The sequence below is a fragment of the Legionella genomosp. 1 genome (assembly GCF_900640215.1).
GTDB lineage: Bacteria > Pseudomonadota > Gammaproteobacteria > Legionellales > Legionellaceae > Legionella_C > Legionella_C quinlivanii_A.
Window position 1 is genome coordinate 19,764 of the sequence record NZ_CAAAJH010000024.1, and the last position, 7,599, is coordinate 27,362.

Genomic DNA, 7,599 nt, shown 5'->3' on the forward strand with positions numbered 1-7,599 from the left:
CCTGCCAGAACTTAAAGCACGCCCTAAGTTTTAGGGCTGCTATTTGCAAGGCGATGGTCCTGGATAAAGTCATTTAACTCTTCCAGCAAGCTCTCCAATGCGTTTTGATCATAGTGCATCGCTTTCTGCCGGGATTTTAACCTGTTAGCGGTGTCGCTAAACTCCTCGAGAACAGCCTTTTCGTCTTCATCACCATAAGCGCTGACATAGCCAGCAATAACCGCCAGTGAGTCCTCGGCTTTAATGAGACTTTCTTCATATTGTAACGGATTGACTTCCTGGGTTGCGCCAGGGTTAGACGTTCTTGACTGATAACGATCATAGAGCAATTTAAGCAGTATAATTCCTAAAGGCAATAAAATAAGGATGCTAAAAAAAATAAGCGGATTGAAGGCTGCAACCTCCTGAGCCGTAGTTTCATTAGACCTTGCGGCGATTGAGGGCGGGCTATAAGCGGGCAGCGGCCGGCGAGTATCTGTGGCCGGTGAAATAAATATCTGATTAAGAGGCTCTGGAGAGGATTTAAAAAATCGGGATCGTTCAGACCGTTTCGCGCTCGCCTTTTCTGTTACTGGTAAGCGATTTCTTCTTGCAGGCTCCTGTGTTTTGGTTTCGAGCAATTTATTTTTTTTTGGATAGGAATTTGTAATTGGCGTCTGGAGCATTGGTTTTTCAGGCAGGCCGGCAAGGCGGTTTTGCTGATTAACCCAGGATTGCATAGAGTTCATCACTTGCCCCATGAGTTCTTTGGTTGAGCTGATGAGTTCCAACTGTTTTTCCTCGCTGGCGAACTGATGGAGGTGCGTTTTTATTTGATTCGTTTGTTCCATAATTTGCTTTTCAACCTGCTGCAGATTAACAGGGGTTACAGCAAAACGTGACAAATTATCCTGATTGTTAATAAAGCTATCAATTTTTTCGGGCTTATCCGAAACCCATTTTTCCCACCAGCGAATATCCTGTTTGTCTTGAATGGATTGATGATAGGCGGCGCTATTGGCCTCCAATACTTCCTTAACCGGGGCTTGCGAACGTTGTACGAACAGTTCAATTCCTTCAAAGAGATCAAGCATTTGCGAGCGAAATTGTGTGATGGTAAACACTTCTCCGGCCTGATCGAGCAGCTGTGAGAGTTGCTCAAGGATATTCTGAAATCTTAACACTTCCTGTAAATCACTAATCGCCTGACCGTAAGCTTCATGAATGGTTGATGGCAAATTATCGATAAACTTAAAACCAGGGCACTGCTTCAGATCCTCGGCAGTCAGGCGAATGGATTCAGGTGCTGCGAGATTACCGGAAGACCCTGGGGCAAGCTCATTTGTTTCGCTGGTTATTTGTGCACAATGTTTTGCTGCCAGAGTCGGAAACTCCCGCTGAGAGCCAATCGTCTGTGCGTCTTTGTAGAGTTCCCAAAAGGGGTGTGGATTTGCATCGTAAGCGGTTACAGCAAAATGCATTCCTGTGTGTCGTTTCTGGGCCAGATTGGTCAACTCATGATGAAGACGTTCGATTTTTATTTTAAACTGCCGGGATTGCAGTTTTTGCTGGATATCAAATTGAATGTCTTTTTCAATAGTACTGCGACAATCCGCTAAAAACAGGCGATCGCTGCCGGCCATAGGTGAGGTCATCACTTCGACTGCCCGTAAGTATTGGGTGAACAACTGCAACTGTTCACTGACATATTCTGCATCATTGATGGCAGCCAGTTTTCGCAGAATCTGCATGCTGTCCAGTAACACATAATTAAATGGCTGGTTAAGATGTGCTTTGCTAAGTGCATCATTTCTGATCAAGAGGTAATCGCCAATCTGCCTCATCATCATACTCAGGCCCGTCCAGCTTACCCGCTGAGGAGGAAGGATTTCAGCATGAAAGTCGTCTAAGCTCAGTTCGTGGCGTGGCCGATATTGAACACTCAACAACCACGATCCCTCATTCACTGCAGCCAAGGCCTGGGTTTTATCTTCATTAAACCAGCTGTCTTCTGTGCTAAGCAGCTGGGCATCGATTTTGCTCGCAGTTCGCAGATTAATTACGCGTTGTCGGAATTGTAATTCTTCTTCGGTGTAACAGAGTTCATCATAAAAGGGTCTCGTAGCAATGTTTAGCCGCGAATTGTCTTGCATCGAGCGATAGGGGATACGAGAATGTCCTTCCTTCATAAGTGGGCCCTCCGTGCTGGCTCATATTGATTAGTTTTTGATAAATCAACCTCTTCAAAGCAGAGAAATCTTCCTGATGTCCACATTTGAATACTTTTAAAGCCAACTATTAATTAGCCATAGAACAGCGCAATTGTAAATGCTTTGCGAAGCCTAGCTGCGGTGTCAGGTGACAGCGCAAAAGAATTCACTTATGATTAGGCTCAATATTTAGTTGCAGTAATTGTATGCTCATTGATTTTATTAAAACGTTTCCCCAGTATCTGCTGCCCAAGCAGGCGTTGACCGTTTTGGCCGGCCTGCTTGCTAATGTCAAATCCCCTGCGGTTAAAAATTTTATTATCCGGCAATTTATCGCCAAATACCGGGTTAATATGCAGGAAGCACTGGTGGAAGATCCGGCCGTTTATAAGAGTTTTAATGAGTTTTTTATCCGTAATCTCAAACCCGAGAGCCGTCCTCTTGCCAAAGCCGATATCATTTCCCCTGTGGATGGGGTTGTCAGCGAACTGGGTCGGATAAACGAAGGGCAATTGCTGCAGGCCAAAGGGCGCTATTACACCGTTAGTGATTTTCTTGCCAACGAGCCAGTCTCGGCACAGTTTCAGGATGGCCATTTCATCACTTTATATTTGTCACCGAAAGATTATCATCGCGTGCATATGCCGCTGGATGGGATTCTTCGCAAAATGGTTTACATTCCAGGTCGTTTATTTTCCGTACAGCCTACCACGGCGCGGGTTATTCCCCAGTTATTTGCGCGTAATGAACGTCTGGTTATCTATTTTGAAACCCGCTTGGGCTTAATGGCGATGGTCATGGTAGGTGCTACAATTGTCGGAGCCATTGGCACCAGTTGGCACGGTGAATTGCGGCGTCAGAAAAAGGTTCAGACATTTGAATATCAGCAGGCTGAAACCATGCTGAAACAAGGCAGCGAAGTAGGATTTTTTAAGTTAGGCTCAACAGTTGTTTTACTATTCACCAATGAGCATCTCTTGCAATGGACAAATACCTTGCAGGCCGGTTCCCCCGTTCGCTTTGGTCAAGAGCTGGCTTCTGTTGCATTATAAGAAGTCTCTGATGGCATCGAGGGCTGTTTGAGCACATTGCCCGTCCAGCTCAGGGTTGGCTCCGCTAACGCCTATTGAGCCAAGATGCTGTCCAGTTTTGCTTATAATTGGCAGGCCGCCTTCCAGAAAAACAATATCAGGAACTGAGGTGTAGGGGCTATTGGCATAAGCAGTATTTCGCTCGGCCAGTGTTTTGGTGGACACCGGGATGCTCGCTGAAGTCATTGCTTTAAGCTGAGCCATACGCACACTAACGAAGTTATTGCCATCCATACGCTTGAACAGTTTCAGATTGCCATGATTATCCATAATGGCAAACGCCAGAGTTAAGCCCTTTTCAAGTGCAAAAGCCTCTGCCGCTTCCGCCATTTTTTCCGCTAAGGCAAGTGACAACGCTTGTACCTGTAACAACATAGGCTCACTCCTTTGTAAAACGAATCGTATTTTACAGAGTAGAATAAAAATCACAATTAGTTAGGTTAAGGGGTAATTTGATGAGTAAAAAGAAAACGAGCAGTGTTTTGCAATGAATTTTGTGAACTGTTACAAGTTCACTAATGGTACCGAGAAGAGGACTCGAACCTCCACGGGGTTGCCCCCACTAGCACCTGAAGCTAGCGTGTCTACCAATTCCACCACCTCGGCATTGCGGCTAAGGTACTCAAGAAATGTTCTGATGTCAATCATTATTTGCGTGGTTTATATAAAAAGCATCATTAACAGCGTTATGAAAAGCTGCTACACTTTTTTTATTTAGTAAAGCCCAGAATGACTTTTCTTGAGTGTCTTGAAAAAAGTATAGACCGATATTTTGCCTGCGTACCGCGTTTGCGGCCACAAAATCAATTATTGCAAGAGGTTTATCTGATTGCGCATCGTGGAGCGCATAGCAGGAAATTGCGGATCATTGAAAATACCCTGCCTGCTTTTGACCGTGCCCTGGAGTTAGGCTGCTGGGGGGTTGAGCTGGATATTCAGATGACTGCCGATCAGGTGCCTGTGGTGCATCATGATCCCGATTTGAATCGGCTGTGGGGAAAAAAACAGTGGGTAAATCAGCTTAGCTTTGCTGAGCTAAAAAAAGAAGTGCCAATGATTCCTTCTCTGGAGGAAGTCATTAATCGATATGGGAACTCGCTGCATTTCTTTATTGAGCTAAAGGCGCCATTTGCAGGCGAGGGCGCTTTGTTTGAGGTTTTAAGCCCCTTACAGCCTGAAACCGATTACCATCTGTTAAGTCTGGATGAGGGAATATTTCGCGAACTGACCCTATTCTCGAGGCAGTCCATGCTGCTGGTTGCAGGGCATAATAATATGGCTCGCTTTTGTCAGAATAGTTTGAATCAGCAGTACGGCGGTGTTTTAGGTCATTATCTGCTTTTTTCCAGCAAAAAAATTGAATCACTAAAGCTTGCAGAGCAAAAAGTTGGGGTTGGCTTTGTAGATTCAAAAAATGTGCTCTATCGTGAAGTGCAAAGAGGGATGCGCTGGATTTTCAGTAATAATGTGGGGGCGATCAGCCAAATGCTGAAGGAACCGCGGGATTAATCCCGCGGTATGTGAACTAACCAGCGTTGACCATTTCCTCAGGCTTAACATATTCGTTGAACTGCTCAGCGGTTAAGTAGCCCAGTTTAACTGCTGCTTCCTGTAAAGATGTGTTGTCATGATGCGCTGTTTTGGCAATTTTGGCTGCTTTATCATAACCGATATGCTGATTAAGTGCTGTAACCAGCATCAGTGAGTGATGCAGATAATAGTCAATTTGTGTGTAGTTGGGCTGTAGACCTTCCGCACAGAACTCCCTGAACGAATGGCAGGTGTCCGCCAACAGATTTAATGAATGAAGCACATTAAAAATGATAACCGGCTTAAATACATTTAATTCAAAATTCCCCTGGCTGGCTGCAATTCCAACTGTGGTGTCGTTCCCAAGAACCTGTGCGCAGACCATGGTCATTGCTTCACATTGGGTGGGATTTACTTTGCCGGGCATAATGGATGAACCGGGTTCATTTTCAGGCAGAATAAGCTCGCCAATTCCACAGCGAGGACCTGAACCAAGCCAGCGGACATCATTGGCAATTTTCATCAGTGCACAAGCTAATGCCTTGAAGCTGCTATGCGCCATGACCAGCGGTTCGTGAGAGGCCAGTGCTGCAAATTTGTTAGGTGCGGATACAAAAGGTAATCCGGTAATCTGAGCGATGTGGGCAGCCGCTTTTTCGGCAAATTGCGGGTGGGTGTTCAAGCCTGTACCAACGGCGGTGCCTCCGAGCGCCAGTTTATAGACATCTGGCAGGCATTGCTCAACATATTGCATGCAGGCATCGAGTTGCGCGACATAACCGGAAAACTCTTGTCCGAGAGTTAAAGGGACTGCGTCCTGAAGATGAGTTCGACCAATCTTTACGATGTCCTTAAATGCATTCATCTTGGCAGCCAGAGTATCTCTTAATTCACGCACCGCAGGCAGCAGGCGCTTGTGAATGGCAATGGCTGTTGCGATATGCATAGCGGTGGGAAAGGTGTCATTGGATGATTGTGACATGTTGACATGATCATTCGGATGAACCGGCGTTTTACTGCCCTTTACTCCTCCGGCAAGCTCAATTGCCCGGTTTGAGATAACTTCATTGGCATTCATATTGGATTGGGTTCCGCTGCCAGTCTGCCAGACATGCAGAGGAAAATGTTCATCCAGCACACCTGAGCTAACCTCGTCAGCCGCTTTAATAATCAGATCGGCCTTATCCCTGGGTAGTTTTCCTAGTTCAAGATTGGTGAGAGCGGCGGCTTTTTTTAAAATGCCAAAGGCATGGGTAACTTCTCTTGGTATGATGTCATTGCCAATGTTAAAATGATGCAGCGAGCGCTCGGTCTGCGCCCCCCAATAGCGGCTGGTCTCAACCGGGATTTCACCCATACTGTCGGTTTCAATGCGTGTGGCGGTCATTATTTTCTCCAGAATAGAAAAGCAAGGTCGTGTTTTTAAAGTTTGATCAATAACCTTAAAAACACGCCCTAGAGATAGTAGCATAGTCATTGATAGAAATTAACGAGAGGATTTCTGTGCGTTTAATTCGTATTTACCAGCCAGGACAATATTCCCCTGGAGAAATTATTGAGCTGTCACCTGAGGCCGGCCAGCATGTAGGTGTGGTCTTAAGAAAACAGCCAGGCGACAGGCTTTGCCTGTTTCCCGGCAATAACCAGGAATTTGATGCCGAAATAGTTCAAGCGCATAAAAAAAAGGTAACGGTTAAAATCATTTCCGCTTTGGAAAGGAATCGCGAATCGCCAATCAGACTTCATCTTGTGCAAGGCGTTTCAAAAGGTGAGCGTATGGAAATTGTCGTGCAAAAGGCGGCAGAGCTTGGGGTGGCCAGTATTACGCCGGTGCTTACTGACTATTGCGCCGTGAAGCTGGATGAGGAGAGAATGAGAAAAAAACAGGCGCAGTGGCAGCATATCGTCATTTCCGCCTGTGAGCAATGCGGAAGAAATACCGTACCGCCAGTACAGCCGATTATCACCTTTGCCGGCTTTTTGAAACAAATGCCTGCTGTCGCCAGCTTTGTGCTCTCGCCTGGAGCTGATAAACACTGGCGAGATTATCAATGCAAAGTCAAAGAAGTGTATTTATTTATTGGTCCTGAAGGGGGATTCTCGGCTGAGGAACTTGATCAATTAACAAAGAGTCATTGCGCGCCGCTGTCTTTGGGACCAAGGGTCTTGCGCACAGAAACTGCTGCGATTGCCGCTCTGAGTATTTTGCAGGCCGTATGGGGCGATTTGTAGTCGTCTTCTGTTGTGTATATAATCAAGATCGTATTTTAAATTCTTAAATCCTTAGGGGATAACACATGAGTGAACATATTAAAACGGTAACTGATGCGAGCTTTTCGCAGGACGTATTGAATTCAACCAAGCCAGTATTGGTGGATTTTTGGGCCGAATGGTGTGGTCCATGCCGTGCGTTAACACCTATTCTGGAAGAAGTTGCCGCCAGTCATCACGAGCAGATTACTTTCGCCAAAGTAAATATTGATGAAAATCCACAAACTCCATCCAAGTATGGTGTTATGAGTATCCCTACTCTGATTATTTTCAAAAACGGCCAGGTGGCAGCAATGAAGATGGGTCTGCTGAGCAAATCACAACTGACTGCATTTGTTGAAAGTAACAGCTAATTTTGCACTTTTCCGCAGGGTTTTTAACCCTTGCTCCTACGTCCCTCGGCTTGCCCGAGGGATCCAGTTATCGTAGGTTGGGCCCTTGGCCTGAGGGATCGACTCGTTTTAAAAAAACTGGACTTGCATCCCATAACGTGATCTCATTGATTCCGACGAAAGACT

The 7,599-nt window shown here is 45.7% G+C and carries 7 protein-coding genes and 1 tRNA gene; 4 read left to right on the top strand and 4 right to left on the bottom strand.

Annotated features, from left to right (window positions below; translation table 11 throughout):
- Window positions 1-23: 23 nt before the first annotated feature.
- Entirely contained in the window at window positions 24-2,168 is a 2,145-nt protein-coding gene (locus E1O89_RS14760; protein WP_133140824.1) for a hypothetical protein, read from the bottom strand.
- Between the two features lie 227 nt (window positions 2,169-2,395).
- On the opposite strand from E1O89_RS14760, the gene asd reads away from it, so the two are divergent.
- Window positions 2,396-3,241: an archaetidylserine decarboxylase gene (gene asd, locus E1O89_RS14765; RefSeq protein ID WP_133140825.1), complete on the top strand. Its 846-nt coding sequence runs from the start codon at window positions 2,396-2,398 to the stop codon at window positions 3,239-3,241.
- Here the strand turns inward: asd and E1O89_RS14770 are convergent.
- Window positions 3,236-3,655, bottom strand: a complete 420-nt coding sequence (locus E1O89_RS14770) for a GlcG/HbpS family heme-binding protein (RefSeq protein ID WP_133140826.1) — start codon at window positions 3,653-3,655, stop codon at window positions 3,236-3,238. The two genes, asd and E1O89_RS14770, sit on opposite strands and share 6 nt — an antisense overlap.
- A gap of 144 nt (window positions 3,656-3,799) precedes the next feature.
- Window positions 3,800-3,886, bottom strand: a tRNA-Leu gene (locus tag E1O89_RS14775).
- Between the two features lie 123 nt (window positions 3,887-4,009).
- Here E1O89_RS14775 and E1O89_RS14780 point away from each other — a divergent pair.
- Window positions 4,010-4,789: a glycerophosphodiester phosphodiesterase gene (locus E1O89_RS14780; protein WP_133140827.1), complete on the top strand. Its 780-nt coding sequence runs from the start codon at window positions 4,010-4,012 to the stop codon at window positions 4,787-4,789.
- A 16-nt stretch (window positions 4,790-4,805) separates the two neighbouring features.
- Here the strand turns inward: E1O89_RS14780 and fumC are convergent, their stop codons facing one another.
- On the bottom strand, window positions 4,806-6,197 hold the full coding sequence (gene fumC / locus E1O89_RS14785) for a class II fumarate hydratase (RefSeq protein ID WP_133140828.1): 1,392 nt from the start codon (window positions 6,195-6,197) through the stop codon (window positions 4,806-4,808).
- Window positions 6,198-6,313: 116 nt separating this feature from the next.
- Here fumC and E1O89_RS14790 point away from each other — a divergent pair, with 116 nt between their 5' ends.
- Both E1O89_RS14790 and trxA read left to right on the top strand, forming a co-directional pair.
- Window positions 6,314-7,042 carry a 16S rRNA (uracil(1498)-N(3))-methyltransferase gene (locus E1O89_RS14790; RefSeq protein WP_133140829.1) on the top strand — a complete coding sequence of 243 codons (729 nt, stop codon included), beginning with the start codon at window positions 6,314-6,316 and terminating at the stop codon, window positions 7,040-7,042.
- Window positions 7,043-7,107: 65 nt separating this feature from the next.
- Window positions 7,108-7,434, top strand: coding sequence for a thioredoxin (gene trxA, locus E1O89_RS14795; protein ID WP_058506956.1), 327 nt, complete (start codon window positions 7,108-7,110; stop codon window positions 7,432-7,434).
- Window positions 7,435-7,599: the final 165 nt, after the last annotated feature.

Bases quoted from the DNA above. Each gene is read 5' to 3' on its own strand.
- E1O89_RS14760 (WP_133140824.1), bottom strand. From the start codon at position 2,168: ATGAAGGAAGGACATTCTCGTATCCCCTATCGCTCGATGCAAGACAAT.
- asd (WP_133140825.1), top strand. From the start codon at position 2,396: ATGCTCATTGATTTTATTAAAACGTTTCCCCAGTATCTGCTGCCCAAG.
- E1O89_RS14770 (WP_133140826.1), bottom strand. From the start codon at position 3,655: ATGTTGTTACAGGTACAAGCGTTGTCACTTGCCTTAGCGGAAAAAATG.
- E1O89_RS14780 (WP_133140827.1), top strand. From the start codon at position 4,010: ATGACTTTTCTTGAGTGTCTTGAAAAAAGTATAGACCGATATTTTGCC.
- fumC (WP_133140828.1), bottom strand. From the start codon at position 6,197: ATGACCGCCACACGCATTGAAACCGACAGTATGGGTGAAATCCCGGTT.
- trxA (WP_058506956.1), top strand. From the start codon at position 7,108: ATGAGTGAACATATTAAAACGGTAACTGATGCGAGCTTTTCGCAGGAC.